A 26,123-nucleotide genomic window follows, 5' to 3' on the forward strand; every position below is an offset into this window, starting at 1 on the left:
CGGGCTTTTTTATGTTTAAACAACGATGCCTTAGTCACTATGCATTAGTCACACTACAAGCTTATAAGACAAAGTTAGCTGCAACGGATTAAGCGAATGTTTTGAAAACCACTAACGTTTGGTGAGGCTGGTGGCCGCAGCAACAATGCCTTCAGCGTCCAAACCATGCTCTTTATACATCTCTTGCTGGGTGCCTTGCAGAATAAAACTATCAGGTAGACCAAGCATCTTCACGGGTTTTAATACGCCATTTTGCTGCAAGTGCTCAAGAGCTGCGCTGCCAGCACCGCCCATTATACAGCCGTCTTCTAACGTTATAAGTGCGCTGTGTTCACTAGCTGCTTTTAAGACCGCGTCGCCATCCAATGGTTTTATGAAACGCATATCAATGACCGTGGCATCAATGGCTTCTGCAGCTTCAAGAGCGTAGGGCAGTAAGCAGCCAAAGTTAAGTATGGCAATACTTTCCGATTTATTTTTAGACGTTTCACGGCAGGTACGAGACTTGCCAATTTGAAGCTCTGTCATGGCTTGGTCTGGCGTTACGCCCATACCAGCCCCACGAGGGTAGCGAACAGCGGCCGGCTTTTGTAGTTTATGACCAGTGTAAAGCATTTGGCGGCATTCATTTTCATCAGAAGGTGCCATAACTACCATATTTGGAATACAGCGAAGGAAAGCGATATCAAACGCCCCTTGGTGAGTTGGGCCATCTGCACCCACTATGCCAGCTCTGTCTATCGCAAATAACACCGGTAAGTCTTGTATAGCTACATCATGAATGAGCTGGTCATAGGCACGCTGCAAAAATGAAGAATAGATTGCGACAACCGCATTCATGCCGTCTTTTGCGAGCCCTGCGCCGAAGGTTACTGCATGCTGCTCAGCAATGGCTACATCGAAGTACTGCTCAGGGAAGCGCTGAGAAAACTCTACCATCCCTGACCCTTCACGCATGGCAGGGGTGACTGCCATGAGTTTTGGATCTTGTTCTGCCATATCACATAACCACTGACCGAAAATGGCCGAGTAGGTGGGGGCAGAGGGTTTAGATTTAGGTAGTGCATTGTCCGCTGGGTTAAATTTCGGTACTGCGTGAAATTTGATAGGATCTTCTTCAGCTACCGCGTAACCTTTACCTTTTTTGGTCACAACATGTAACAACTGAGGACCCTCAAACTTACGCATGTTGCGAAGGGTATCAACCACTGCATTTACGTCATGGCCATCAATCGGGCCAATATAATTAAATCCAAGCTCTTCAAAGATAGTGCCGGGTACAACCATCCCTTTTAGGTGCTCTTCTGCTCGGCTTGCAAATTCTTTGATAGGAGGAACGTTGCTTAGCAGTTTCTTGCCGCCGTCACGTATAGAGTTAAAGAAATTACCTGTTAGCAAGCGTGCAAGGTGACTGTTAAGGGCGCCAACGTTTTCAGATATCGACATTTCGTTGTCGTTAAGTACAACAACCATGTCTTTTTTGATATCGCCTGCGTGATTAAGTGCTTCAAACGCCATACCAGCAGTCATCGCACCGTCGCCAATAACAGCAACTACCTTGCGATCCTTACCTTCTTTTTCTGCCGCTACAGCCATTCCTAGCGCTGCGCTTATCGACGTCGAAGAATGACCGACAGCAAAAGTATCGTATTCACTTTCAGGTGGCCACGGAAATGGATGGAGGCCATTCTTTTGACGAATGGTGCTCATGCGCTCTGCGCGACCCGTAAGGATTTTGTGAGGATAGGCTTGATGGCCGACATCCCACAACAGTCGGTCGAATGGTGTGTTGTAAACGTAGTGAAGTGCTACCGTAAGCTCTACTGTTCCCAATCCAGAGGCAAAGTGACCGCTGGTTTGACTCACACTGTTGAGTAAGTACTCACGTAACTCATCGGCAAGTTCGCGTAATTTTTCTTGGGGCAGTTGCCTCAACTTGTCAGGTGTTTGCGCGAGCGCAAGCGTTGGGTAATGTTGGAGATCTAAACTCATGTACTTATTATCTTTTTCAACATGGCGCGTGGCTAATGGTCGCGTTTCACCAAAAGCTCGCTAAACGCAATTAAACTGTCAGTATTGTAGGGTAAACGCGCCAATGCTTGAAGTGCATTATCGTGAAGCTTTGCTAATTCTCTCTTGGCACCTTCCATGCCAAGCTTAGCTGGAAAGGTATTTTTCCCAAGTGCTTCGTCAGAACCTGCGGGTTTCCCTAATTTTTCGCTACTGCCCACAACATCTAAAATGTCATCTTGTACTTGAAAGGCTAAGCCAATATCCGCTGCATATGCCATTAAGTCAATTTTAGTCTGAGGTAAAAGACCCTCACTAACGATGGCTACCATTTCTACGCAGGCTTGCAATAGGGCACCTGTTTTCATTTTATGAAGCGATTTTAGCTCGTCTATTGAGATAGTTTTACCCGTGCTCGCTAGGTCGATGGCTTGGCCGCCACACATTCCAACATAGCCCGCACTTTTAGCTAACACAGATAGTAACTGACTTCGTTTCGATTCTGCGAAGGAACTCAAAGGCGCGTCGGCCAATACGGTAAAGGCAAGGGATTGTAGTGCATCACCTGCAAGAATGGCAGTTGCTTCATCAAATGCGATATGGCAGGTTGGCTTGCCGCGGCGCAAGTCATCATCATCCATTGCCGGTAAGTCGTCATGTACCAGCGAATAAGCGTGCACGCACTCAATGGCCATACTAATGGCCATTTGGTCTTTTTTGGGCACGTCTAGCGTATTACCCACTACCTGAACGAGCAATGGACGCATGCGTTTACCGCCTGCAAGTAGCGCGTGACGCATGGCGTCTTTTAGGCGCGGCGCGTAATCCGGTAAATCATCAATTAGTTTAAGAAGAGATGCATCAGTTTGCTGTTTGACTTGCTGATGCAAAGCAGAAAAATTCATAGATTGCCTGTAATGTAAAAATGAACCTCTTAAGGTTGTTCACTTTCAGGTAGAGATTGAAGTGTTTCTTCGCCTTGTTCGTTAAGCAAAATTTTTACTTTTTGCTCAGCGTTTTCAAGGGACTGCTGGCCTTGGCGAGAGAGTGCAATACCGCGTTCAAATTTTTCTAGCGCTTTATTTAATGGTAAATCACCGTTTTCCATTTCGTTAACGATAGCTTCTAATTCCGATAACGTTTCTTCGAAAGACGCTGATGCTTTTTCCGTCGTCATAAAAACACTCAATATAAAGGCTAAAATACGTATACCGCGCACATTAACCGAGGGCTGCACGAGGGTCAAATGGTTTGTCTGTATATCGCTAATAACATCATCGTATCGCTTTTTTTTCATTCAAGTCAAAAAGCAGCATAGTGTTAAATTGTGCTATATTCGATGCTATAGCTTAGTAACCATAACTCCAGCCTCAAAGCTAAGTTATTAAAGCGCGTCGCGCTTTAATTCGAATAAAATGGTTTCCGAGTAAATTAAAAGGCAGGAAAGCGCGATAAAGCGTTATGCTCTTATTATAAAAATTAATAAATGTGATATTTTTCAACAATGTTGTTTTAGTATTTCTGTTAATTGCCGATAGAATGTCTGTAGATTAACAGCACTGACTGCGTTTAAATGGGGAAGAGTGAGTGGATTTAGCAACCGTCATAGGTATGTTGGGCGCCATTGGTTTCATAGTTATGGCTATGATCTTGGGCGGCAGCTTGAGCATGTTCATCGACGTGCAATCAATACTTATCGTATTTGGGGGCACATTATTCGTTATTTTATCGCAATTTACGCTAGGCCAGTTTTTTGGTGCCGGTAAGATTGCTGGTAAGGCATTCATGTTTAAAATTGAATCGCCTGAAGAACTTATTGAGAAGATTGTGGAAATGGCAGATGCTGCGCGTAAAGGCGGGTTCCTGGCTTTAGAAGAAGCAGAGATCTCAAACGAGTTTATGCAAAAAGGCGTTGATATGCTCGTAGACGGTCATGATATTGAGGTAGTCAGAGAAACCCTTTCCAAAGATATTTCCATGACTTCAGAGCGCCACGACTTTGGTGCCTCGTTCTTTAAAGGTATGGGTGACATCGCTCCCGCGATGGGGATGATCGGTACGCTAATCGGTCTGGTAGCCATGCTTTCTAACATGGATGACCCGAAATCCATCGGTCCTGCAATGGCGGTTGCACTACTTACTACTCTCTACGGTGCATTCTTCGCTAACGTTATTTGTCTGCCAATTGCTTTTAAACTATCCGTTCGTGCTGGTGAGGAAAAACTTAATCAAAGCTTGGTGCTAGATGGCATTGTTGGTATTGCCGACGGACAAAACCCCCGTGTAATCGAGGGCGTGTTGAAAAACTATCTTGCAGCGAGTAAACGCGGAAGCGCAGAGGAAGAGTAATGGCTGAAGAATGCCCAAAATGCCCCCCCGAGGGGCTGCCAGCTTGGATGGGGACCTTCGCAGACTTAATGTCGCTGCTGATGTGCTTTTTTGTACTTTTACTTTCGTTTTCTGAAATGGATGTACTTAAGTTCAAACAAATCGCGGGCTCAATGAAGTTCGCTTTTGGTGTTCAAAATAAAATTGAAGTTAAAGATATTCCTAAAGGTACTAGCGTTATCGCAATGGAGTTTCGTCCGGGTAAGCCTGATCCGACTCCTATCGAATCGATTCAGCAGCAGACCAACGAGATGACCCAGCAAATGCTAGAATTTCAGGCTGGTAATGAAGACTCAGCTGGTGGGCGGCAAAAGCAGCGCGGTGAGCAGCGAGGTGGTCAATCACAACAGACCGCAACAGAGTCGTCTTCTTCCGCAGAGCAAAGCACTGACCAGTCACAAATGGCTGAGTTAATGAAGAAAGTGGCGCAGCAGCTTGAAAAGCAAATTTTAGATGGTTCGGTAGAGATGGAGTCGTTAGGGCAACAGCTAACTATTCGTATACGTGAAAACGGCTCGTTTTCAGCAGGGTCTGCTTTCTTACAGCCTCAGTTTCAGCCTGTATTGAGAAAAATAGGTTCACTTTTAGCTGATGTTCCGGGAGAAATTGAAATTTCAGGTCACAGCGATGGTCAGCATATCGCAAACGAACTTTATCGTTCGAACTGGGACTTGTCTTCACAGCGTGCGGTAGCTGTAGCGGAAGCGATGCGTACTGCACCAGGCTTTGATGAAAGTCGCATGTCTGTGGTAGGTAAAGCTGATACGGTTCCTATTGTCGAGAATGCAACGACATCCAGTGATAGGGCGAAGAACCGCCGTGTGGAGATTAATATTAATCAGGGTAAGCCAATGATATCCAAACCTATTTCTGTGGTAGATGATTAACTGACAAGCAAACAAAACGGCGCTATTAGAGCGCCGTTTTTTATTCAACCCATTGCATACCACTTATCGAGTTGCGTTATACTCGCGCGAGCTCTTGTCGATAGTGGGGCTTGGAGATAACTAGCTGTACGGTACTGATGGTTCTTTCTAAAAAGCCACCTTCACAATATTTTAAATAGTAAGTCCACATACGCATGAATCGCTCGTCATATCCGTCGTTTAGCAATTCATCTTTGGCCGACATGAACGCTTCATACCAATGATTAAGTGTCTTTGCGTAATCAACACCAATGTCATGGAGGTCGCGAATCATCATATTAGTATATTTCTTCAGATGAGCATTTAACTGGTGTTGAGAGGGTAAAAAGCCACCTGGGAAAATATACTTCTGAATAAAATCTACACTGTTTGAGTAGCTGTCGTAACGCCTATCGTCGATAGTGATAGACTGAAGCAACATGAGACCATCGTCTTTAAGAAGCGACGAGCACTTTTCAAAAAAGTTACCCAAATATTGTTTACCAACGGCTTCAATCATTTCGATAGATACCAGCTTGTCATATTGACCTTCAAGTAAGCGGTAATCTTTCTTCAGCAAAGTAATCTTGTCTTCAAGTCCTTCTTTTTCTATCCACTCCTTTGCCCAGGCGTGTTGCTCTTCCGAGATAGTCGTCGTTGTTACTCTACATCCGTAATGTTTAGCCGCGTAAACTGCCAGGCCACCCCAACCAGTACCAATTTCAATCAAGTGATCACTTTCTTGCAACTGCAATTTATCGCAAATAGCTTTTAGCTTGTAATTTTGCGCTTCATTAAGCGACGCATTCGGATCTGGGTAGATTGCGGATGAATACATCATAGTGGGATCGAGAAAGCGAGTGTAAAGCTTGTTGCCCAAATCGTAATGCGCTTCGATATTGCGCTTGGCTTGATCTTTTGTGTTTCTGCGAGCGAAATGTTGTATTTTGTTGATGGGCATGGTGACCCACTTAAATTTGTTTTCCCATTCATCAAGAGTGGGTAAGTTTCTTGCAAAAATTCTCACTACTGCCGTAACTTCGTCACTGTCCCACAAATCGTCCATGTAGGCTTCACCCGCACCAACGCTTCCACCAAGTAAAAGGCGACGGTAGGCTTTTACATCTTTAATGTTGACCGTTGCTCGCAACTCATCGTCTTCTTTACCGAAACGGGCGATAACGTCGCCATTTTCTTGAATAGTTAAACTGCCAAATGGCAGCTGTTTTAGGCATTGTAGAAACAACGTTCTACATACTTTATCTACAAAAGAGACCTCTGATGTGGTCAGTAGTACAGATTCACCGAAAGACATTGTTATTGTTCCTGACTTTTTTCTGGGTGTGTATACAGTGGCGTTCTTTTAAGCAATAGTTTAAGCGCGTGCCAATAAATTCCGGCCACAGTTTTTATTGTCATACTGGGTATACGTTTAAGTGCTTGAGTTAGATTCGCATTATCTAAAGTAAATTTTGTAAGATTTATCCCAGCACTGAACTCTTTGTCGCTTCGCACACAGTCCATCGCTAAAGAAAGTCTAGTAGAAGGCTGGGAAATTGACCATTTGTATGTCATGTCCATTGGATTAAAGGGCGATACATGAAACGCTTTTGGGGTATCGTCTTGGGTGTCTAAATTAACGAGATAGTGATGACGTTCGTTCCAAGGTGTGTTACTGACTTCGGCCAACATGTGCGTAAATTTACCGTCTGTATTGCGAAGGTAGTAAAAGTTGACGGGGCTGAAATACCAGCCCCACATTCGTAACTGTCCCAACATAAAAACGTCACCGTAAAGGGGAGTGCCATCATTAAGCTCAATCATTCTATTAAGCACGGCCTGACGAAGTGAGAGCGATGGGTCGCCCAAGTAATCTTCTCGTTTAAAACGGACTCTTGCTTTACCCTCGGCGGAAAAACATTTCAGCTCGTGTGATAAGGTTGTAAGCTCTTCTTCATCAAGCTTCAGCCAAAACAAGTAAATGTCATAATCAAATTTATGCTGGGTAGGCTTAAACCTCTGGTGATAAACCTTACCTTTGTAAATGGCACTCTCTGTCACAGCGTTTCACCAAAGCGAGCGCATACATCCAGTGCGCTTTTCACACCATCTTCATGGAAACCGTTGTACCAATATGCGCCGCAAAAATGCAGGTTGTCTACACCGCAAATCTCTTTTCTTCTCGCTTGAGCATTAACCATTTTCGCACTGTATTGCGGGTGAGCATATTGGTAGGTGCCCAATACGCTAGAAGGCTCAATTTCGGCGGAGTTGTTTAACGTTACGCAGTAAGTGTTTTCGACGTCTAACCGTTGAAGGATATTCATATTGTAGGTCACGGATGCAGGTCGTGACTCTTCACTGACATCTTCTTTGAGACGATAATTCCAACTTGCCCACGCTAACTTTCTTTTGGGGAGTTGGTTTATGTCTTTGTGCATCACTACGTCATTTTCAGCATAAGGAATGTTACCAAGGATGTCCTGATGCAGTGAATTAGGTGCATCCAGCATCCGTAATGCTTGGTCACTATGGCAGGCAAAAACAACGTGGTCATATTGCAGTTTGTCACCGGTCGAATCAGTGACTTCCCAGACATTGTTAACTTTCATAACGGATGTAACAGCGGATGAAAGCTTTATTTTCGATTCAAAGGGAGCAATCAAAGGAGGGATATACTGGCTAGAGCCTCCTTTGATTGTGTACCACTGAGGCCTGTCAGTTATGTTGAGTAGGCCGTGATTATTAAAGAATTGGAGAAAAAAAGTAAGCGGGAACTTTCGCGTTTGCTCCAAGCTGCTTGACCAAATAGCTGCACACATAGGAAGTATGTAATAGCGAGCAAAATCGTCGCTTAGCCCCAGCTCTTTGATAATGTCTTCAAGGGTAAGGGCTGATGTATCCCGTCCTTCCGCGACCATCGCTTTACACGCTTTATTAAACGCAAGGATGTCTCTTACAATACGCCAGAATTTGGGACGCAGGATATTGCGGCGTTGTGCGAATAGACTGTTAAGATTATTGCCGTTGTACTCAAGGTTGGCTTTTTTGCTCATCACAGAAAAACTCATTTCTGTGGGCTGATAATCAACATTAAGCTGCGTCATCAGTTTTATGAAATTGGGGTAGGTCCAGTCGTTAAATACAATAAACCCCGTGTCGATACTGTGCACTGCGCCGTTGTCGGTAATTTGTTTTGTGGCAGTGTGGCCGCCAATATAGTCGTTAGCTTCGTAAACCGTAATGTCGTGCTTTCTATTAAGAAGATGTGCGCAGGTTAGCCCTGATATTCCGGTGCCTATGATGGCAATCTTATTCGTCATTCGTTTGTCTCTTATTGTTTTTTTCGCATCGATAAAGATATGCGCTTCTGTAGCATCGTTGGAAGTATGTGCATAAATCGGAGAATAAAGCCAAAAATTCTTGGGAAGAACACTGTCTGCTTATCATTCTCGATGCCAGCAAGCATAGCTTGTGCTGCTTCTTCTGCGCTGATTTTCATCGGCATTTCAAAGTCGTTTTTATCCGTTAAGGGCGTTTCAACGAAACCAGGCGATACCGCCTGAACTTTTATTCCTTTATGGTGAAGGTCGACTTCAAGTGATTTTGTGAAATAATGAAGGGCGGCTTTACTTGCGCCATAAGCTTGAGACTTGGTAAAAGGTAGCAAGCGTGCCATGCTGTCTACGATAACAAGCTTATCTCCCTGCTGTAGTTTAGGTAAGAGTGCGTCAACACAATTAACCACGCCAAAGAAATTAGGTTCAAATACTCGTCTAAACATATCGGGCTCGAAATTATCGATATCAACATATTCGCAAGTTCCGGCGTTGAGTACTGCAATATCAAATTTTACTGCGGATAATGCACGGCGAGCGTCCTCAAGGTCGGTTACGTCAAATTGACACGCGTCTATATTGCTATTACTACTCAATTCATCTAATGCATCTTTGTTTCTGCCGCACGCTATTACGCGATAACCCTCTTTAGCTGCGTGAATGGCAAGTGCTTTACCAATGCCTGATGTTGCGCCAGTGATTAAAATTGTTTTCACGATGCAAGCTTCCCTTTAATTTTTTTGATAACAAAACCTAAGATGGGTACGTGCTCGTAGACCATTTCGCCCAAGTCATAGTAATCTTTGTGGTAAGCAACTCTGTCATCTACAACGTTAAGCTGAGTAGTGCCGTCTAGCGTGATGTGCTTATTATTTCCTTTTAGCGTCAGGTGCATTGTCCAATTAACTATGTGTGTAACTTGAGTTCTCGCAGTATTGTTACCGTCACAGTGAAAAACGTCTGCAATGTCAAACTTACAGCTTTCGGCCTGTGTAAGCAGGTTTGAAAAGTAATGTTTTACCGCGTCAATACCGCGATGTGTTGTTATGGGGTCGACAAATACAACGTCTTTTGCGTAGATACTTTCCAGATCGTCCGGAGATATTTGACATATATCTATGTAAATATTACAAAACCGCTCAATTACGTCCATCTATGCCCCTTACGTACATTCTGTCAGCGCACTTAGTTTAGGAAGTTGAATAGTTCAAGTAGTCAAATCGTCACTTCCTACACTTTTAACTACAAGTCTCTGATCTTGTTTTTGTTAATAACATTTTACGAAAACTAACTTACAGCAAATGAAGTGACTAAGATCACGTATTTGTACTTACCTGTGAAAAAAATTCCCATTCGATCCTATTTGTTCCCACTTGCGTAAGTATTTTCATGTTTTCGGAAGTGTCAATTATGAGTTTAGAACGATTTCCATTATTTCCCTTATCTGCCCATCTTTTACCAGAGGGTAGAATGGCTTTGAGAATTTTTGAGCCACGATATGTGCGCATGGTCAAACAGGCATGCGCCGAAAACAGTGGCTTTGTGATGTGTATGCTTAATGCAAATGGCGACAAGGAAACAAACAAACACATTCATAAAATTGGTACATACGCGCAGGTTGTAGACTTCGATATGCTCGATGACGGTTTGCTTGGCATAAAGGTTGCTGGTTCTCACTTAGTTGAGGTAAGAAATATTGAAGCCGAAAAAGATGGTCTTCGCACCGGCGATTGCAAAACAATACCGCAGTGGCAGTGTGATTTAGCACCTCAGCAAATAGCGCCTATGGACGAGCGACTTAAAGAAATATTCGGGAGCTATGAAGAATTGGCTGCGCTTTATGAATCACCTAAGTTTGACAACCCTAACTGGGTTTTGAACCGCTGGTTGGAATTACTTCCAGTAGATGGTTCGCAAAAGCAGCATTTTTTAGCTCAGAGAGAATGTACCAGTTTATTAAATTATCTCTCAGGTTTGATTGGATAGCCTTGGCAACTGACAGAGCTACATTACAAAATCGTAACTGAATATTCGCGAATTTCGCATACGCTTTAAGTCACAACGTCGTAGAATGATACAACCAAAACAGAAAAGCGGACGAATCTTATGTTAGTTGGAATTCCACTAGAACAAAGTAACAGCACAATCAAACCAAAAGAGTGTGCTACCGAAATGTCTGATTACTTGGTAGCGGTTGCAGATACTCGATGCAAACGTTCTTTTGCTAGAGTGTTTAATTATTTTGCGCCACGTCTTCGCTCTTATGCGTTGAAACAAATGGGCAACGAAGCTCTAGCGATGGAGCTAGTGCAGGATACAATGTCCAACGTGTGGCAAAAGGCTCATCTTTTTAATTCTGAGAAAGGTTCGCCCTCTACTTGGATTTTTACAATAGCGAGAAATATTCGCTTCGATATGTTACGCAAGCTACAAAACAGAAAAGAAGACGTTTGTTCTGATGATTTGTGGCCAGTATTGTGCGAGCAAACAGCAGATGCGAATGAAACGTCGCTTGACGAGCAGGTTACTTTAGAACAAATTGGTTTTATGTTTGAATCGCTTCCAGCTAAGCAAAAGGCTGTGGTTGAGGCTATTTATATCGACGGTAAGTCACAACAAGAAGTTGCGGATGAACTTTCCATTCCTCTTGGTACGGTAAAATCAAGAACACGTCTTGCGCTTCAACGGTTAAAGGTCATGCTAAACGACAATGATTAAGTTTCATCCTAGTGCCCGTCAGTTGTCTGATTTTGTTGAGGGCACACTTTCACCTGCTATATCGTTGATGGTTTCTGCGCACTGCGATATGTGCGAGAAGTGTCAGCGCCGAGTTGAAATAGAAACCGAAAGTCTTGCGGCTGAAATGGTTTCTTCAGTCAGCGCCAAAATGGATAACACTATCGACACGTCTTTCCAATTTGGCGACATGCTCTCACAGATTACGGCACTACCTTCAGGTAAACAGTCTGACCTTGGCGGCTATTGTGAAGTCGAGTATCAAGAGCCCTTCAAAAAAGATAACAGTCGACGTCTACAAGCGGGTGTGAGCACGATAGAGTTAGACGGTAGAACATTTACATTGCCGAGAACCCTACACCGTTATATTGATAAAACCGGTAACTGGTCAAGCCTTGTAGGGAAACTGTGGCAGGCGCCTGTTGATTTAGGCAACCAAGGGGTTGCGAATTTTATTTTTATGGGGAGCGGTGGCAGTGTTCCTGAACACACTCATCGTGGTACCGAATACACATTAGTTATCGATGGCGAATTTAGTGATGGTTTAGGGCGTTATGATACTGGCGACTTCATTTTTATGGATGGCGAGAAAACGCATACGCCTAGAGCTGAGGGTAACGAAGGGTGTTTAGTATTTAGCATAGTTGATCAGCCGCTACACTTTACTTCTGGTCTAGCGCGTCTTTTAAACCCGTTTAGCCATTTATTTTTTAGGTAGCACCCCAAAGATATTCTTCTAGAGGGTCGAAGCAAAGACTTCTTAAGAGACAAAAACGAAAAAACGCACCTTAGGTGCGTTTTTTCGTTTTTACTGATAATAGCTATTTCGCTTAGCTAATGAATTCACTATCTGGATAGTTTAATTTTAATGTTTTCATCGCGTTGTTACGCAACTCTTCCAAACCAAGTTGTTCATAACTTGAAACCATAATTTCAAGCGCTTGTTGAACCTGTGTTGTGTTTGGGAAATGCTCAATAACATAACGTCCGCGATTAGCAGCTGCAACGTAAGCCTGACGTCTCATGTAGAAACGGGCAATAGCAATTTCATAACGCGCCAAGCGGTCTTTAATATGCACCATACGTTGTTTTGCGTCCGCAGCATATTTACTGTCTGGATACTGCTGAATTAGCCGACGGAAATCTTCAAATGCCGCGCGAGACTTCGATGGGTCCCTGTCTGTACGGTCTATATTCATTAACTCTTGGAATAAATTGCTATCAGATTCCATGTTAGTTAATCCACGCATGTAATAGGCGTAATCAACATCTGAATGGTTTGGGTTTAGACGAATAAACCTGTCGATGGTGGCTAGAGTTTCTTCATTTTTGCCAGATTTATAGTAGCTATAAATTAGGTCAAGTTGAACCTGGTGAGAAAGTGGTCCAAAAGGATATCGGGAGTCTAGCGCACTTAATGTTTGCGCTGCAGCGCTGAAGTTACCTACTTCCATGCTCTGCTTTGCTCTGTCGTACAGTTGCTGTGCACCCATGTTTGCTAAAACAGCTTTCTCTTCATTATCTGAAGAGCTACATCCTGCGACAGACACCATAGCACCAAGTAAAACGGGTGCCAGTAGACGAAATGATTTCATAATAATTCTATTTTCCTGCTAAACAGTTTTAGTACTTCGCTGTCTAAGCCCATGTGTTAAACAACAACACTTTAATTGCATTCTAACGTACTAACGGTGAGAAAAACCATACAAAAACGTAAACAAGGCAGTGTACAGCGTCAAACCTTGTTATAATACCCTTTTTTAGACGTAATCAATGGTGTTATGACAGAGTCGCCCAACACAATACAATTAGAAGCTTCAACGGAAGCTGCCCATTTTGGTTTACGGTTAGATCAGGTTTTGGCTGATTTGTTCCCTGAATATTCCCGTTCTAAGCTAAAAACTTGGATTCAAGACGGTAATGTGGCGGTAAACGGTGAGGTAATCACTATTCCACGCCATAAAATGCAGATGGAAGAGCTTGTTACCGTTCGCGCCGAGATGGATGTTCAAGTTACAAGTGAAGCGCAAGATATTGCCCTGGATATTGTCTATGAAGACGATCATATCTTAGTAATAAACAAACCAGCCGATTTGGTTGTGCACCCTGGTGCAGGTAATCCAAGTGGGACCGTGCTCAATGCGCTTTTAAATCACGTACCCGAAATTGATAAAGTTCCTCGCGCAGGTATTGTTCATCGCCTCGATAAAGATACGACGGGGTTAATGGTGGTAGCAAAAACTATCCCAGCGCAAACTCATCTTGTCGATCAGCTTCAGCGTCGAGAAATGAGTCGAGAGTACGAAGCGATAGCTTTAGGTACAATGGTAGCGGGCGGGATTGTTGATGAACCCATAGGAAGACACGCGACTAAGCGAACTCACATGGCGGTGCGCGAGTCGGGTAAGCCTGCAGTTACGCATTTCCGCGTTATCGAAAAGTTCAGGGCTTACACCCATTTACGTCTTAAACTAGAGACTGGCCGTACTCATCAAATACGTGTGCATATGGCGCATATTAAGCATCCCTTATTGGGTGATCAAGTTTATGGCGGGCGTCCTCGTTTACCAAAAGGTGCCTCTGAGGAGTTTATTGCTGCTCTTCGCGGTTTCAAGCGTCAAGCACTTCATGCGGCTCAGCTTTCTCTATTTCACCCAGATACTGAAGAGTGGATGACGTGGAAAGCGCCTTTGCCTCAAGATATGCAGGACATGTTGAAATCGGTGAAAAAGGACAGCGAAGAAAACCCTCAAGACATGCTCTAATCGGGTGAGAGGCCTATGCAAAATTCACATCAAGACATATCTACGTCAGCGACACTCGACTTGATCACGCCCGAGTGGTCTTGTCCGTCTAACGTTGTGGCTTACACGACGACTCGAGCGGGTGGCGTTAGCACAGGGGATTTTGCAGGCTTGAATGTTGGGGCTCACGTAGGCGACGACTTACTTTTGGTTAACGCCAACAGAAGTCTTCTGCCTAACGGAGACAAAATCACATGGTTGGAGCAGATACACAGCAACCGTGTGGTTTCACTACCCAGCTTAGATACAACGGCAGATGCGGCTTATTCAACGTCAAAATCTCATTTCTGTGCAGTAATGACCGCAGACTGCGTACCTATCTTATTATGCGATGTAAAAGGGCGAGAGGTGGCCGCTGTTCACGCTGGCTGGAAAGGTCTTCACACTAATATTATCAAAAACGCGCTTTTAAATTTCACCTGTCCGAGTAGTGAAATTATGGCGTGGATTGGGCCCGCTATCAGTCAGCCCTGCTACGAGGTAGATGCAGAATTAGCGGGTTTGTTTAGTCACATTCAGGGTGTAGTGATACCCAGTAGCAATCAAGATAGATATTTATTGAACTTACCCAAGATAGCGCAGGCTCAACTCGCGCAGGCGGGTGTAGAGAATGTAACGCAAAGTAACTTATGTACCTATTCTGATGAACATCGCTTTTATTCTCACCGTAGGGCGACGCATCAACAAAAGCGAACCACAGGTAGAATGGTCAGCGTGATTGGTATACGCTAAATTCAGTGATTGCTCACCTCTAGATATGCTGGTAAAAAACTCAGTCAACCAAATCAAAGTTTGCGCTATATCAAATCCTCATTAGTCTTTTTCATCTTTTTGGCTATCTTTTAGCGCTTATACTTGAATCACAATTCCGCTGCCTACATAACTAGACTATAAATAATTGTTCATTTTTTAGGTTGAGATTATGAGACTAGATAGATTTACCAGTAAATTTCAGCTCGCGATTTCCGATGCTCAATCACTCGCATTGGGGCGAGACCATCAATATATTGAACCTGTTCATTTGATGACAGCCATGCTTAATCAGCAAGGTGGTTCAGTTCGTCCACTGCTAGATCAGGCCAATATTAATGTAAATGCGCTGCGCTCAGCATTGAGTCAGGCTATTGAGCGTTTACCCCGCATCGAAGGTATAGGTGGCGATGTTCAGTTAAGCAAAGACAGCGGTATATTGCTTAACCTTTGCGATAAAATCGCACAGCAGCGAAAAGATGAATACATCACATCAGAAATTTTTGTTCTGGCAGCATTACAAGATAAAGGCCGGTTGGGTGAGATTTTTAAAAGCTTAAACATCACCAAAGAAGCCATTGAAACCGCGATAGACGACATGCGTGGTGGTCAGAAGGTGACAGACCCGAACGCGGAAGACGTGCGACAAGCTCTTGAAAAGTACACGACAGACTTAACCGAACGGGCTGAACAAGGCAAGCTCGACCCCGTTATTGGGCGAGATGATGAGATTCGACGTACCGTGCAGGTACTGCAACGTAGAACCAAAAATAACCCTGTGCTTATTGGTGAGCCAGGTGTGGGTAAAACGGCGATTGTTGAAGGTTTAGCTCAGCGTATCATCAATGGTGAGGTGCCAGAGGGACTCAAAAATAAGCGTGTGCTAGCGCTTGATATGGGAGCATTAGTCGCTGGTGCCAAATATCGCGGTGAGTTTGAAGAGCGCTTGAAAGCAGTGCTGAACGAATTGGCGAAAGAAGAAGGGCGCGTTATTTTATTCGTTGACGAGCTACACACTATGGTGGGAGCTGGAAAAGGCGACGGTGCAATGGATGCGGGGAATATGCTTAAACCTGCGCTGGCCCGTGGTGAGCTTCACTGTGTGGGTGCAACTACGTTAGACGAATACCGTCAGTACATTGAAAAAGATGCAGCGCTAGAGCGCCGTTTCCAAAAAGTCTTGGTTGAAGAGCCAAGCGTTGAAGACACCATCGCCATCTTACGAGGGCTTAAAGAGCGCTACGAACTCCATCACTCGGTGGATATCACTGACCCAGCTATTGTAGCAGCCGCCAGTTTGTCCCATCGCTATATAAGCGACCGTCAGCTACCGGATAAGGCCATTGACCTTATCGATGAAGCGGCATCTAGCATCCGTTTGCAAATAGACTCTAAGCCGGAAGAAATGGACCGACTAGAGCGCCGTATTATTCAGCTCAAGTTAGAAGAGCAGGCGCTTGCTAAAGAAACGGACGATGCAAGTCATAAAAGACTTGAAATGATCGAACTAGAGCGTGAGCAAGCGGAAACCAAATATTCAGAGCTCGAAAAAGTATGGCTGGATGAAAAAGACGCCATGCAGGGTACCCAAACTATTAAGGGTGAACTTGAGCAAGCCAAACTAGATTTGGAAATTGCGCGACGGGCTTCTGATTTAAATCGTATGTCGGAACTTCAGTATGGTCGGATTCCTGAACTTGAGGCCAAGCTTGAGCAGGCGGCTGAAAATGAAACCCGAGAAACAACCTTACTCAAAAACAAAGTAACCGATGCTGAAATTGCAGACGTGCTTTCACGGTGGACGGGAATTCCAGTGGCAAGAATGCTGGAAGGAGAGCGCGAAAAATTACTTCGCATGGAAGACGTTCTTCACAAACGCGTAGTGGGTCAAGAAGAGGCCGTTCAGTCCGTATCAAACGCAATACGTCGCTCTAGAGCTGGGCTTGCGGATCCAAATCGTCCAATTGGTTCCTTCCTTTTCTTAGGGCCAACCGGGGTAGGAAAAACTGAGCTCTGCAAAGCGTTAGCTGGTTTCATGTTTGATACTGAAGACGCCATGATACGCATCGATATGTCTGAATTCATGGAGAAACATTCTGTGGCGCGTTTAGTTGGCGCTCCTCCAGGCTACGTTGGCTATGAAGAAGGTGGTTATTTAACTGAAGCAGTGCGCCGTAAGCCTTATTCAGTAATATTGTTGGACGAAGTTGAAAAGGCGCATCCTGATGTATTCAACATTCTGCTTCAGGTGTTAGATGACGGCAGGCTTACTGATGGACAAGGACGCACTGTAGACTTCAAAAATACGGTTGTGATCATGACGTCTAACTTGGGCTCAGACATCATTCAAGATAAGCACAACGAAAGTCAGTATGACGAAATGAAGGGAATGGTAATGAATGTTGTAGGACAGCATTTCAGGCCCGAGTTCATTAACCGAGTGGATGACATTGTAGTATTTCATCCACTTGGGAAAGAGCAAATTAAGTCTATTGCTAAAATTCAGCTTGCCTCTCTTCGCGCAAGGTTGGCAGAAAAAGGGTATAAACTTACGTTGTCTGCGGCTGCCATGGACAAGTTGGCCGATGCAGGCTTCGACCCTGTGTTTGGTGCGCGGCCCCTCAAGCGAGCGATACAAGTGCAGGTGGAAAATCCACTCGCACATCAGTTGTTAGCAGGGGAGTTAATACCCGAATCAACAGTGCGCATAGATGCCGACGACAGCGGGCTATTTATTGTCAGCAACTAAGGCGTATTGAGATTAACTACTTCAAAGGCACTGGAAACAGTGCCTTTTTTATTGCCTTATCACTGCTTTTTCCTTTAGTTTACCTGCTAGAGCAAACTTAGCGCAGGTGTTAGGAGTTATTCATGCAAACAGCCCCAATTATTGACGCATTTAAACGCGTACTCGGGGAAGGTAATCTTGCCGTTGGTAAACGTCAAACCGAACATTACCGAAAAGGGTGGCGCTCGGGCGAGGGCGAGGCATTAGCGGTACTTTTTCCACAAACGCTGATGCAATATTGGGAAGTGCTTAAGGTTTGCGTTGAATATAACTGCATCATCATTATGCAGGCTGCCAAAACCGGGTTAACGGAGGGGTCTACACCAAGCGGAAATGATTACGATAGACCGGTAGTAGTAATTAACACCCTAGCTATGGACGATATCGTTCTAATAAACGACGGTAAACAGGTGTTGAGTTTTCCAGGTGCAACCTTGTTTAAGCTTGAAAAAATGCTGAAGCCCTTGGGGCGTGCTCCGCATTCAGTCATTGGGTCATCTTGTTTGGGAGCATCAATTGTTGGCGGTGTTGCAAACAACTCAGGTGGGGCATTAGTTAAAAGGGGCCCTGCGTATACAGAGTTATCGTTGTTTGCCCAAATAGATAAAAACGGTGAACTAAAGCTTGTTAATCATTTAGGGGTAGAGTTAGGTGACACGCCAGAAGAAATTATAGGAAATCTCGCTTCAGGCAATTTTTCGACATCGCCATCTCCTACAGATAAGAAAGCGTCAGCTAGTGACTATGAGCGTATAGTTCGAGATGTGAGTGCTAGTACCCCCAGCCGCTTCAATGCTGATCCTACAAGGCTTTATGAGGCCAGCGGTTGCGCGGGAAAAGTTGCAGTCTTTGCAGTGCGTTTAGATACATTCGAAGTGCCCAAGAAAGAACAAACGTTTTATATCGGTACGAACGATGCTGCCGTACTTACCCGGATACGCAAAGACATTTTGTCGACTTTTAAACACATTCCCGAAGTAGGCGAATACCTGCATAGAGAAATGTTTGATATTGCGGATGTGTATGGCAAAGATACCATATTAAGTATTGAGCGTTTGGGGACTGATTCACTACCGAAAATGTTTGCACTTAAGGGGCGAGTGGATGCTGTGTTTAACAAGCTGCCTTTTATGCCTCGCTATCTCAGCGATAGAGTTATGCAGTTTGGCAGTAAGCTTTTTTCTGACCAAATTCCTTCGAGCCTAAGGGCCTACCGCGATAAGTATGAGCATCATCTTATCCTTAAAATGAGCGATGGCGGGATTGAAGAGGCGAAGACAGTTTTAGCCAAACTTTTTAAAGAAGAGAAGCTAGATGGTGATTACATTACCTGTAATGAAGAGGAAGCATCCAAAGCGTTTTTATTGCGTTTCGCTGCTGCAGGTGCCGCGGTGCGTTATCAAATGATGCATCACGATCAAGTAGGCGAAATTCTTGCCTTAGATATCGCGTTACGTCGTAATGACGAGTTTTGGGTAGAAGAATTGCCTGAGCATATTGCCAAACATATTGAAAAGCCGCTTTATTACGGGCATTTCTTTTGCCATGTTTTCCATCAAGATTACATACTAAAAAAGGGTAGCAACCCCAAAAAAGTAAAAGCAGATATGTTGGCATTATTAGATAGCCGCGGCGCAAAGTACCCTGCCGAGCATAACGTCGGTCATTTGTATGTAGCTGAGAGTACTCTACAAAAGTTTTACAGAGAACTAGACCCTACCAATACCTTTAACCCAGGCATTGGTAAGATGGAAAAGCACAAACGCAATTGTTCGTGCTGTGTTTAGTTGTGGGTTGTTAGAACGCTATTACAGGCTTTCTAGTAACGCTTTAGCTTGTGGGCGCTTGAAGAAAGGGCGCTCAACACCAACTGCATACTCTAGTTCTTTCCTGGCTTCCTCAATTCTATTGAGTTTTGCAAGCGTGTAGCCAAGGTGGTAGCGAATGTTAGGGTCGTTAGCGTCCCTTGCGAAAGCGTCTCTCAACATTTTAAGACTACCTTCATAATCTCCCTGCAGAGCTTTAATGTGCCCAAATGTGTCTAGTATTTTAGAAGAGTTAGGCTGCAGTTCATAAGCTTGCCGTGCATAGTTTTTCGCGGTAACGAGAGACTTTTCTATATGCATGATGGCTAGGCGGTTAAAAGCTTCAGCTGGGTTGAGAAGATTCGGCTCTTCAACAAGCTCTTTGTATAGTGCTATCGATTCGTCAAACTCTTGAATAAAGAAAAGATACTGTGCCAGTAAGTTTTTCGCCAGCAGGTTGTTTTCATTTTCGTTCACCAATTTGCGGGCAGTATTTAAAAATACATCAACAAACTGTTCGTTTAAGGCGTAGTTGTAGATCGCAACAAAGGCCTGGGCAAAAGAAGCGTCGACTTCTAGCGCTTTTTCAAAAGCGTTAATTGCACTTTCGTTATTGCCTTTATTCGCAGCTAATCTTCCTTTCAGAAAATAGTAAACCGGGTTTTGTTGCTGGTTTGCAGGAATGGTCGCTAACAACGACTGTGCTTTATCGTTTTTCTGCAAATCTAACAATAAGCTTGTATAGCGCAACGTAACAAACGTACTTGTGTTGGCTATTTCGTACGCGCGAGCCATGGCGTCTAACGCGGCCTCGTTATCACCAATGTTTCGGGCTTGGTCTGCATAGGCAATTAATTTACCCGCGTCATCATTGATAAAGTTTCTTACAATACTTAGCGTTTTTTCGGCGTCGGCACGTTGATTACTAGCAAGCTGAAGGGCAGCTTTACGAAGAAGATAGTCAGCATTGTCGAAGTCGTCTTTAATTAGTAGGTCTAAGTGATAAAGTGCATTCTTGGTATCGCCTTGTTGCTGATACAAAGAAGAAACGCGTTCCCTAGCACCGATATTCGACGGCGTAAGTGTTAGTAAATCGAGATAGATTTGCTTTGCTTCATCTACCTTGCCTGCTTTAGTCAAATTAAACGCTTTTAGCATGAGCGTTTCATTATGCTGTGGTGACAAGGTAAGAAGTTCTTCAATCAATTGATTAGAAGTTTCTACGTTGCCCAGGCGGCTTTCTGTCGCCGCTAAATTAAATTTTGCAGGAAAAAGGGTAGGGCTCTGCGCCAGCGCTTTCTCGATATTGGTTTTAGCTTCTTCTAACTGTCCCTGTCTAATCAATATGCCGGCTTTAAGGTTGTATACTTCAGCTTCGTCGGGGTAGAGTTCACTTAGCAGATTTGCACCTCTTAATGCATTATCAAATCTCTGCGCCTGTAAATTCATTAATGAATATGTGAAGAGAAAACCTGCGTTATCTTTATAGTTAGGTAAATTTGTTTCGAGGATCGAAAGGGCTTCGTCCTGTTTCCCCCTCGCTGCCATCAGCTTAATTTTGAAAAGCTGAAGCTTATTTTCATTCGGGTACTTATATTCAAGGTTTTGCAACAGTCGTTCAGCTTTAAACGCTTTGTTTTGGCGAATAAATAAATCACCAAGAAGAAGCGCAGAGTCAGGGTCTTCCATTAACGCATCTTGATGACGCTCAAGCAGCGCAAGCGCTTGCTTATCCTGCTGAGTCGCCATATAAACTTGGCTTAGCATTAATACTGCCTGTAGGTCATCAGGCTCCTGCTGCAAATAGGCATTAAAGTCTTTTGCGGCTGTTTCCATGTTGTTATTAAAGAAATTCGTTAAACCGCTTATATACAGCAACATGGGTTGAGAGGTTATCAGCTCAGGGTCGAGCTGGGCCATGAAATCGTTAAGCTCTTTTAGTTTGGTATTATCAATTGCTTGCTGGTTGTCTCTACTTTGTAGCCAGCTGTTGAGTAATATGGCTAGCGGATCGTTAGGCGTGTCTTCAATAATTTCATCCACAAAAAGCTTAGCCGTGTCATAGTCTTTCGCTTCTAAATACAAATCTACGAGATTACGCAGTGCAATGGGGTCGTCGCGGTTAAACGTTAGTGCTTTTTGTAAATGTGCAGTTGCTGCGTCGGTATCACCCTGTCGATAGGCAAGCTGGCCCTTCAATCGCCATGTGATTGCGTTTACTGGTTCTAACGACATGGCTTTATTGATAAGAGAATTTGCTGTAGATAAATCTTCATTTTGAAGGGCAATAGAGGCCAAGCCGTTTACAGCTGGCACGAAGTCAGGCGTACGTGAAACTATAGTGTTGTAGTCCCGAAGGGCGCATTGCTCGTCTTCCAATCTAATACACGCTGTAGCACGAATTAAAAGCCACTCGCGCTCTGCTTCACCTGACAGCTTGTTCAAATCAGAAAAGTCGACAATATCTTGGTATTTGTTTAGAAATAGCCATGTGTTGCCGAGAGGCTCTGCCAGAAGGTTAATATCGGCACCCATTTCCAGCGCTTCTACAAACTCCATCTCGGCGGCAGTTAAGTAGCCATTAATCAGCAGTATTTCGCCCATAAGAATTTTCGCAGCAAGGTTTTCTGGGTCTTTTTGTAAGCTATTTTTAAGGTGAATATAGGCTTCGTCGTATTCGTTTTGATTAAACGCAGTAAGCGCTTTTTCATAGTCTTCTGACGTAGTAGCAAAACTGTTAAAAGCGATTAATGATGAGGCAACTGCAGAGACGAGTGTGCGTTTCACGATGCCCTTTTTATTATTAAAGAAATCCATATAAACCTTCGATAAATAGCCAAGTTGATGGCTGAAAAATAGCATAAAAAAAGGTGGCCTAAGCCACCTTCTAAAGATACGTGTTTTCTAAGCGTTTTTAAACTATTAAACGCGACGCTTACGTCTGTAAAGAACAAGTCCTAAACCTAAACTCATAAGAGCTAGGGCTCCTGGCTCGCTGACTTCTGTTGACGGAGGCGTAGTAGTTTCAGTTTCGTAACCAATAGTCAATGAAGAAAGTTTAAAGCCTACTGAACTAAGCGAGCTTGCATTATTGTCAAATATTGTATTGTAAGCGCCAACCAACCAATACTTTGCAGTGGCCAATGGAGTAAAAGTCGATTCAATGACGCCATTATCATTTGTAATGTTAAAATGTCCTACCGCATTCGCGATTGTGTTCGCCGCGATATCTGACCATGTGCTATGTCCGTCAAAACCTGCATCACTAGATAAGCCAGCGACTGTGATGTCTTTGTTGCTTCCACCACCGTAAAGTGCACTAAAACTGGCACCCGTAAGCGTCACCGCTTTGTCAAAACTAAGCAGCACCATATCAAAATCTCGCGAACCGTAATCGTTAAAATTATCTATGGAGTGACTATCGCCTTGCAAATGGTAAGTCTTTCCATCATGGGGATTTGTATACCCATTTGGATCAGTAAGTGCGTTACGGTCTCCGTTTTCAATGCCAAAACCGTTACCCCATTTGATGGCCGAGGCGCTTCTTACAGTGTCGTCTTCCCAATTTGAGTCACCATCAAGTGTATTCCAGTAGTAATTGCCATCACTTTGTCTGTAAGCAGCAGACTGTGCACCTGTATCGGACCAAACAGACAGGCCTACTTGGATATCGACACCGTCTATAGTTATAACGCTTTGGCTGCTAGAAGTCGGAATTGCTTGACCATTAGTACCAATAAAATTTCCCGCGCTGTCTTTATTAAAAAAGTTATATGTTGCTTCTTCTAGCATATTATCGCTTGCTGCGACGTTAGCGCTAAAAGACAAGACAAAGAGTGGGGCACAAAAGCGAGTTAATTTCATACTTCAACCGTTAATAATGACAAAAAATCTCAATACTCTTGCTTAAGCATTTATCGTGCCTATTTTTATATTTTTGATTTTATGTGATTTTTTTTGCTTATTGTGGGTTTTTAGTAAAAAAAACTGACAGGTTGTACCACCTGTCAGTGATCTAAAGTCTAATTTCTTCAAATGGTTTTCTTGCGGCGCCACATGACGAACAGCGAACAAGCCATAAGTAGGCCGATGGTACCAGGTTCAGACACTTCTGTTGTATCTGGTGTACCTGTTGTTTCTGTGACAGAGAAACCAATATTGGCAAGTTTAAAGGCGTCGTTACCCACTTTTCCGTCAATTTTACCAAATACAGTGTTGTAAGCACCCACCAACCAATATTGAGCCGACTCAGTGAACGTAAAGTCTGCGCGGTGATCTAAATATTCACAACTTTCGATGTCAAACGATGCTGATGTAAGGGCATCTTCAACTATATCACTCCACGTATTAACGCCAGAGGTTAGTTTCGCCGTATTGCTAAGCGCCGCTACAGAAACTTGGCTATCGTTACTACTGTATAGCCAAGAAAAGCTAGCGCCAGTAAGCGTTACCGCAGAATCAAACGATAGCAACACAAAATCATAATCGCGTTCTACGTTTGTGAATCTATAGTAGTCCGAGTTATCGCTACCGCTAGAAAAGTAATTTAGATTATCAATGGCGTGGTCATAACTACCTTTATAATTTGCTTCATCATTATTGGTAACACCATAAGCCCATTTATCAGATATTTTCTCTAGCTTTGCGGCGACTACAGTTTCCCCAGTAATTCCCTGCGTATCAGAAAAGGCCGACATATTTACATTTAGCCCGTCTATTTGAACAACGGCATTATCTGTTGGAGAATTCTGAGTTACTTTGTTATCTACTAAGTCATAATTGTATTCGCCTAACGGTGAATTACATACTTCGCTCTGCTCTGATGTTTGATTCGACGAGCCGCAGTGAGAATAACTCTGGTTGGTATAATAGTCGGTAGCATATGCCGAACTAACACTCAGCGTGGATAGCAACGTCGTGGAGAGGAGTAGTACAGACTGCAAAGAAACAGTTTTTGAAAGTAATCGCATAATTGCTTTCCTATATAAGAAGTGCTTAGCACTTCTAGTACATACTAAAAAAGCGATGCATCGTTTTGTTGGCGCATGCTCAGTAAGTACCTAATTTCAACATGGACTTGTATGATATATGAACGGTGACCTATTTAAGGTATGTTGCCGTATACCAAGTTATTAGTCTTAATTGATGTGATACGTCAGTCGACAAAGGTTTTTAGGGGTAGCTGCAAGCAATGTCGGCGGAAAATAGTGACGGTTCTTTGTTTTCCATCTTGCTAGATTGAAGCTGCGTAAGAATGTGTGGGAAAAGACACTGGATTCTTACTTTGCTATGCGTTCACGCATATCTATGAAATAATTAACGCAATTGTATATGTAGAAGTACGAGGACATATGTCTGAACAAAAACGTAAAGGGATATACTTACTTCCCAACTTGTTAACAACAGCCGGTTTGTTTTCTGGTTTCTTTGCTGTTGTTTCGTCAATGAACGGCCGGTTCGAAGCCGCAGCAGTGGCTATTTTTGTCGCAATGATTTTTGATGGTTTAGATGGGCGCGTGGCAAGGATGACCAATACTCAAAGCGACTTCGGTGCAGAGTTTGACTCTATGGCCGATATGGTTTCTTTCGGTGTAGCGCCTGCACTTGTTGCTTACAACTGGGGGTTGACCGAGTTGGGCAAACTAGGTTGGTTGGCTGCCTTTATATATGTAGCGGGTGCAGCGCTTCGCTTGGCTCGTTTTAATACGCAGGTGGGTATTGCTGACAAGCGCTTCTTCCAAGGGCTTGCAAGTCCTGCAGCAGCAGCTGTTGTTTCTGGCCTTGTATGGGTTGGTGTAGAATATGACGCCGTGGGTACTGATTACGGTTTTATTGTCGCTGCAGTAACTGGCTTAGCTGGACTATTGATGGTTAGTAACTTTAAGTACAATTCTTTTAAAGAGGTAAACTGGCACGGCAAGGTTCCATTTGTTGGGCTGCTTTTAGTACTACTTATATTTGTTGTTGTGGCAACAGAGCCAGCATTAGTATTGTTCTTAGTGTTTGCTTTGTATGCACTAGCTGGGCCTATTAATACTTTTCGTACCGTTGATAAGGTAACCCTAGATGATGTAGTCGGCGATCACGAAGAAGACGCAGACTTTAATACTGACAAAAAGAAGCAGAGCGAAGGTGAAGACGTTTCTAAACAATAACTGACCAATTGTATGCCTTTAATAAGAGGGTAAATCTTCTCTTATAGTTACAGAGCAAAACATATTTCAGTTATTCTGCGCGCTAAATGAGCTGGTAGTATAAAAAGCGACCGAAAGGTCGCTTTTTTTATATTTATTTCAAAAAACAGTTGACGTGAGCGCTCATTTCCCTAAAATGCGCATCCGCTTCGGGGGAAAAGCAAAACAGCAACCCTCGTGAAGTAAGTCTCTACTACCTTTATAGGCCAGTAAAGACGGGAGTTTAGAAGAAACGCTTCAGAAAATAAATTTTCAAAAAGTGTTGACAACGAAAACTTTCAGCGTATAATGCGCACCTCACTCGAACAGGGTGAGCCACTAAGAAGCAACGGCTTCTAGTGGATAGCAGCGAAGCTGCTACGTTCTTTAACAATTTAGACAAGACAATCTGTGTGGGCACTCGTT

Annotated in this window: 22 protein-coding genes; 10 read left to right on the forward strand and 12 right to left on the reverse strand. The window is 43.7% G+C overall.

Going from position 1 to position 26,123, the window contains the following annotated elements; genetic code table 11:
* Window positions 1-111: 111 nt before the first annotated feature.
* Genes dxs through C6Y39_RS13265 form a run of 3 tightly spaced genes read right to left on the reverse strand, consistent with a single transcriptional unit; the run spans window position 112 to window position 3,187 of the window.
* A complete protein-coding gene (dxs, locus tag C6Y39_RS13255) occupies window positions 112-1,992 on the reverse strand; it encodes a 1-deoxy-D-xylulose-5-phosphate synthase (protein WP_105931723.1) in 1,881 nt (626 codons plus the stop codon).
* 32 nt (window positions 1,993-2,024) lie between these two features.
* Window positions 2,025-2,915, reverse strand: a complete 891-nt coding sequence (locus tag C6Y39_RS13260) for a farnesyl diphosphate synthase (protein ID WP_105931724.1) — start codon at window positions 2,913-2,915, stop codon at window positions 2,025-2,027.
* Between the two features lie 29 nt (window positions 2,916-2,944).
* A complete protein-coding gene (locus C6Y39_RS13265; RefSeq protein ID WP_105931762.1) occupies window positions 2,945-3,187 on the reverse strand; it encodes an exodeoxyribonuclease VII small subunit in 243 nt (80 codons plus the stop codon).
* Between the two features lie 410 nt (window positions 3,188-3,597).
* On the opposite strand from C6Y39_RS13265, the gene pomA reads away from it, so the two are divergent.
* Window positions 3,598-4,359, forward strand: coding sequence for a flagellar motor protein PomA (pomA, locus tag C6Y39_RS13270; protein ID WP_105931725.1), 762 nt, complete (start codon window positions 3,598-3,600; stop codon window positions 4,357-4,359).
* Window positions 4,359-5,285: a flagellar motor protein MotB gene (locus C6Y39_RS13275; protein WP_105931726.1), complete on the forward strand. Its 927-nt coding sequence runs from the start codon at window positions 4,359-4,361 to the stop codon at window positions 5,283-5,285. The genes pomA and C6Y39_RS13275 overlap by 1 nt, the downstream gene beginning before the upstream one ends.
* A gap of 76 nt (window positions 5,286-5,361) precedes the next feature.
* Here C6Y39_RS13275 and C6Y39_RS13280 read toward each other — a convergent pair whose 3' ends face one another.
* Genes C6Y39_RS13280 through C6Y39_RS13300 form a run of 5 tightly spaced genes read right to left on the reverse strand, consistent with a single transcriptional unit; the run spans window position 5,362 to window position 9,794 of the window.
* Window positions 5,362-6,618, reverse strand: coding sequence for an SAM-dependent methyltransferase (locus C6Y39_RS13280; protein ID WP_105931727.1), 1,257 nt, complete (start codon window positions 6,616-6,618; stop codon window positions 5,362-5,364).
* A gap of 2 nt (window positions 6,619-6,620) precedes the next feature.
* Window positions 6,621-7,364, reverse strand: a complete 744-nt coding sequence (locus tag C6Y39_RS13285; protein ID WP_105931728.1) for a DUF1365 domain-containing protein — start codon at window positions 7,362-7,364, stop codon at window positions 6,621-6,623.
* A complete protein-coding gene (locus tag C6Y39_RS13290) occupies window positions 7,361-8,626 on the reverse strand; it encodes an NAD(P)/FAD-dependent oxidoreductase (RefSeq protein WP_105931729.1) in 1,266 nt (421 codons plus the stop codon). Before C6Y39_RS13290 ends, C6Y39_RS13285 begins: the two co-directional genes overlap by 4 nt.
* Window positions 8,627-8,637: 11 nt before the next feature.
* Window positions 8,638-9,357, reverse strand: a complete 720-nt coding sequence (locus tag C6Y39_RS13295) for an SDR family NAD(P)-dependent oxidoreductase (RefSeq protein ID WP_105931730.1) — start codon at window positions 9,355-9,357, stop codon at window positions 8,638-8,640.
* Entirely contained in the window at window positions 9,354-9,794 is a 441-nt protein-coding gene (locus C6Y39_RS13300; RefSeq protein ID WP_105931731.1) for a nuclear transport factor 2 family protein, read from the reverse strand. Before C6Y39_RS13300 ends, C6Y39_RS13295 begins: the two co-directional genes overlap by 4 nt.
* Before the next feature lie 257 nt (window positions 9,795-10,051).
* On the opposite strand from C6Y39_RS13300, the gene C6Y39_RS13305 reads away from it, so the two are divergent.
* The 3 genes from C6Y39_RS13305 (at window position 10,052) to C6Y39_RS13315 (ending at window position 12,095) form a co-directional block, all read left to right on the forward strand.
* Window positions 10,052-10,627, forward strand: coding sequence for an LON peptidase substrate-binding domain-containing protein (locus C6Y39_RS13305; RefSeq protein ID WP_105931763.1), 576 nt, complete (start codon window positions 10,052-10,054; stop codon window positions 10,625-10,627).
* A 120-nt stretch (window positions 10,628-10,747) separates the two neighbouring features.
* A complete protein-coding gene (locus tag C6Y39_RS13310; RefSeq protein ID WP_105931732.1) occupies window positions 10,748-11,359 on the forward strand; it encodes a sigma-70 family RNA polymerase sigma factor in 612 nt (203 codons plus the stop codon).
* On the forward strand, window positions 11,352-12,095 hold the full coding sequence (locus C6Y39_RS13315; protein ID WP_105931733.1) for a ChrR family anti-sigma-E factor: 744 nt from the start codon (window positions 11,352-11,354) through the stop codon (window positions 12,093-12,095). Before C6Y39_RS13310 ends, C6Y39_RS13315 begins: the two co-directional genes overlap by 8 nt.
* A gap of 112 nt (window positions 12,096-12,207) precedes the next feature.
* Here C6Y39_RS13315 and C6Y39_RS13320 read toward each other — a convergent pair whose 3' ends face one another.
* Complete coding sequence (locus C6Y39_RS13320; RefSeq protein ID WP_105931734.1) at window positions 12,208-12,972, reverse strand: outer membrane protein assembly factor BamD; 765 nt, start codon at window positions 12,970-12,972, stop codon at window positions 12,208-12,210.
* A gap of 186 nt (window positions 12,973-13,158) precedes the next feature.
* On the opposite strand from C6Y39_RS13320, the gene rluD reads away from it, so the two are divergent.
* From rluD to dld, 4 genes are all read left to right on the forward strand, one after another.
* Window positions 13,159-14,142, forward strand: coding sequence for a 23S rRNA pseudouridine(1911/1915/1917) synthase RluD (gene rluD / locus C6Y39_RS13325; protein WP_105931735.1), 984 nt, complete (start codon window positions 13,159-13,161; stop codon window positions 14,140-14,142).
* Between the two features lie 15 nt (window positions 14,143-14,157).
* Complete coding sequence (pgeF, locus tag C6Y39_RS13330) at window positions 14,158-14,913, forward strand: peptidoglycan editing factor PgeF (protein WP_105931736.1); 756 nt, start codon at window positions 14,158-14,160, stop codon at window positions 14,911-14,913.
* 190 nt (window positions 14,914-15,103) lie between these two features.
* Window positions 15,104-17,680 carry an ATP-dependent chaperone ClpB gene (gene clpB, locus C6Y39_RS13335; RefSeq protein ID WP_105931737.1) on the forward strand — a complete coding sequence of 859 codons (2,577 nt, stop codon included), beginning with the start codon at window positions 15,104-15,106 and terminating at the stop codon, window positions 17,678-17,680.
* Between the two features lie 122 nt (window positions 17,681-17,802).
* Entirely contained in the window at window positions 17,803-19,506 is a 1,704-nt protein-coding gene (dld, locus tag C6Y39_RS13340; protein WP_105931738.1) for a D-lactate dehydrogenase, read from the forward strand.
* Window positions 19,507-19,527: 21 nt separating this feature from the next.
* On the opposite strand, the gene prsT is transcribed toward dld, so the two are convergent.
* From prsT to xdp1 (C6Y39_RS13355), 3 genes are all read right to left on the reverse strand, one after another.
* Window positions 19,528-22,386, reverse strand: coding sequence for an XrtA/PEP-CTERM system TPR-repeat protein PrsT (gene prsT, locus C6Y39_RS13345; RefSeq protein WP_240618893.1), 2,859 nt, complete (start codon window positions 22,384-22,386; stop codon window positions 19,528-19,530).
* Window positions 22,387-22,446: 60 nt separating this feature from the next.
* A complete protein-coding gene (gene xdp1, locus C6Y39_RS13350; protein WP_105931739.1) occupies window positions 22,447-23,388 on the reverse strand; it encodes an exosortase-dependent surface protein XDP1 in 942 nt (313 codons plus the stop codon).
* A 167-nt stretch (window positions 23,389-23,555) separates the two neighbouring features.
* Entirely contained in the window at window positions 23,556-24,494 is a 939-nt protein-coding gene (xdp1, locus tag C6Y39_RS13355; protein ID WP_105931740.1) for an exosortase-dependent surface protein XDP1, read from the reverse strand.
* 381 nt (window positions 24,495-24,875) lie between these two features.
* Between xdp1 (C6Y39_RS13355) and pssA the strand changes: the two genes are divergently transcribed.
* Window positions 24,876-25,679 (forward strand): CDP-diacylglycerol--serine O-phosphatidyltransferase, encoded by an 804-nt coding sequence (pssA, locus tag C6Y39_RS13360; RefSeq protein ID WP_105931741.1) that lies wholly within the window; start codon window positions 24,876-24,878, stop codon window positions 25,677-25,679.
* Window positions 25,680-26,123 lie beyond the last annotated feature (444 nt).

Origin of the sequence: Alteromonas gracilis (genome assembly GCF_002993325.1) — a bacterium.
Taxonomy (GTDB): domain Bacteria; phylum Pseudomonadota; class Gammaproteobacteria; order Enterobacterales; family Alteromonadaceae; genus Alteromonas; species Alteromonas gracilis.

What these genes read in the sequence shown, in the direction of transcription:
- C6Y39_RS13310 (WP_105931732.1), top strand. Translation starts at nt 10,748, where the DNA reads ATGTTAGTTGGAATTCCACTAGAACAAAGTAACAGCACAATCAAACCA.
- pgeF (WP_105931736.1), top strand. Translation starts at nt 14,158, where the DNA reads ATGCAAAATTCACATCAAGACATATCTACGTCAGCGACACTCGACTTG.
- C6Y39_RS13320 (WP_105931734.1), bottom strand. Translation starts at nt 12,972, where the DNA reads ATGAAATCATTTCGTCTACTGGCACCCGTTTTACTTGGTGCTATGGTG.
- dxs (WP_105931723.1), bottom strand. Translation starts at nt 1,992, where the DNA reads ATGAGTTTAGATCTCCAACATTACCCAACGCTTGCGCTCGCGCAAACA.
- C6Y39_RS13290 (WP_105931729.1), bottom strand. Translation starts at nt 8,626, where the DNA reads ATGACGAATAAGATTGCCATCATAGGCACCGGAATATCAGGGCTAACC.
- xdp1 (WP_105931740.1), bottom strand. Translation starts at nt 24,494, where the DNA reads ATGCGATTACTTTCAAAAACTGTTTCTTTGCAGTCTGTACTACTCCTC.
- prsT (WP_240618893.1), bottom strand. Translation starts at nt 22,386, where the DNA reads ATGCTATTTTTCAGCCATCAACTTGGCTATTTATCGAAGGTTTATATG.
- clpB (WP_105931737.1), top strand. Translation starts at nt 15,104, where the DNA reads ATGAGACTAGATAGATTTACCAGTAAATTTCAGCTCGCGATTTCCGAT.
- C6Y39_RS13315 (WP_105931733.1), top strand. Translation starts at nt 11,352, where the DNA reads ATGATTAAGTTTCATCCTAGTGCCCGTCAGTTGTCTGATTTTGTTGAG.
- C6Y39_RS13305 (WP_105931763.1), top strand. Translation starts at nt 10,052, where the DNA reads ATGAGTTTAGAACGATTTCCATTATTTCCCTTATCTGCCCATCTTTTA.
- xdp1 (WP_105931739.1), bottom strand. Translation starts at nt 23,388, where the DNA reads ATGAAATTAACTCGCTTTTGTGCCCCACTCTTTGTCTTGTCTTTTAGC.
- rluD (WP_105931735.1), top strand. Translation starts at nt 13,159, where the DNA reads ATGACAGAGTCGCCCAACACAATACAATTAGAAGCTTCAACGGAAGCT.
- C6Y39_RS13260 (WP_105931724.1), bottom strand. Translation starts at nt 2,915, where the DNA reads ATGAATTTTTCTGCTTTGCATCAGCAAGTCAAACAGCAAACTGATGCA.
- C6Y39_RS13275 (WP_105931726.1), top strand. Translation starts at nt 4,359, where the DNA reads ATGGCTGAAGAATGCCCAAAATGCCCCCCCGAGGGGCTGCCAGCTTGG.
- C6Y39_RS13300 (WP_105931731.1), bottom strand. Translation starts at nt 9,794, where the DNA reads ATGGACGTAATTGAGCGGTTTTGTAATATTTACATAGATATATGTCAA.
- dld (WP_105931738.1), top strand. Translation starts at nt 17,803, where the DNA reads ATGCAAACAGCCCCAATTATTGACGCATTTAAACGCGTACTCGGGGAA.
- C6Y39_RS13265 (WP_105931762.1), bottom strand. Translation starts at nt 3,187, where the DNA reads ATGACGACGGAAAAAGCATCAGCGTCTTTCGAAGAAACGTTATCGGAA.
- pssA (WP_105931741.1), top strand. Translation starts at nt 24,876, where the DNA reads ATGTCTGAACAAAAACGTAAAGGGATATACTTACTTCCCAACTTGTTA.
- C6Y39_RS13280 (WP_105931727.1), bottom strand. Translation starts at nt 6,618, where the DNA reads ATGTCTTTCGGTGAATCTGTACTACTGACCACATCAGAGGTCTCTTTT.